This window comes from Paracoccus panacisoli (genome assembly GCF_042435015.1).
GTDB lineage: Bacteria > Pseudomonadota > Alphaproteobacteria > Rhodobacterales > Rhodobacteraceae > Paracoccus > Paracoccus panacisoli.
Genome location: NZ_JBHMQU010000109.1, coordinates 1 through 764, shown reverse-complemented (window position 1 = coordinate 764; position 764 = coordinate 1). Strand labels below are relative to the sequence as shown.

Here is a 764-nt window from a genome sequence, read left to right as displayed (position 1 = left end):
TTATTCAGGGCAATCAGAACGCCTATCTGCATTCCTCGCACGCTTTCGACGGCAAGCCGGTGCGCTTCCGCGAGATCAATGCAGATTTCCGTGGCGGCATCTCGGACCTTCTGGCGAAGGCCACCAACGCGGGCGCCTTGGATCAGGCAGTGTCCCCCGCCGATCGCGAGGCTCTGATGGCCGCCCTCAAATATTACGGCGCTCTGGACGACGAGTTCAACTATCGCAAAGGCGATCATTCGTCCCCGTATCGGGGTTGGGCGAAATGGCCTGGCGGCGGGGTCAACGCCCGGCCTGAACCGTCCGAGCCGATCGACTTCGCCACCGTGCTGCAGTCGAAGCTGTGGAACAAGCTGCTTGAAGATCAGGTGACCGATCATCAAGAGACGATGTTCCAGCCTATCGGCGGCATGGACCGTATTGCGGCGGCCTTCGAAAAGCAGGTCGGCGATCTGATCAAATACAATTGCAAGGTGACGCAGATCCGCCAGAACGATCAGGGTGTGACCGTCACCTATGTGGGATCGGACAGCACGGGCGAGCCGCGCACCGCCTCGGGCGACTGGTGCCTGTGCACCATCCCGTTCTCGATCCTTAGCCAGATCGAGGCAGACCTGTCGCCCGAAATGCAGAGCGTCGTCGACAACATGCCCTATGCCGAAGGAACAAAGTTTGGGCTGGAGTTCAAGCGCCGCTTCTGGGAGCAGGACGAACATATCTATGGCGGCATCACCTATACCGACCTTCCGATCACGCTGATCAGC

The 764-nt window shown here is 59.7% G+C and carries 1 protein-coding gene; it reads left to right on the top strand.

Annotation, left to right across the window (positions count from 1 at the left end):
* The coding region (locus ACFHYO_RS15935) for a flavin monoamine oxidase family protein (RefSeq protein ID WP_394321707.1) at positions 1–764 on the top strand (764 nt) is incomplete at both ends.